This window comes from Gilvimarinus sp. 1_MG-2023, from assembly GCF_030548285.1.
This window is the reverse complement of record NZ_JAUOSC010001739.1, coordinates 1-235: the sequence shown is the minus strand read 5'-3', so window position 1 is coordinate 235 and position 235 is coordinate 1. Positions and strand designations below refer to the sequence as shown.

General features: G+C 60.4%; 1 pseudogene. It reads left to right on the top strand.

Going from position 1 to position 235, the window contains the following annotated elements:
- Positions 1-235 (top strand): annotated as a pseudogene (locus tag Q4563_RS22690) (catalase-peroxidase); the annotation flags it as partial.

Genomic DNA, 235 nt, shown 5'->3' with positions numbered 1-235 from the left:
ATCCACTGGGTGACGACTTCGATTACGCCGAAGCGGTCAAGCAACTGGACGTTGATGCCCTGAAAAACGACTTGCGCACACTGATGACCGACAGCCAACCCTGGTGGCCCGCCGACTGGGGCAGCTACGTCGGCTTGTTTGCCCGTGTTGCCTGGCACTCTGCTGGTTCTTATCGCCTGTCCGATGGTCGTGGTGGCGGCGGCGCCGGCAACCAGCGTTTTGCGCCATTAAACTC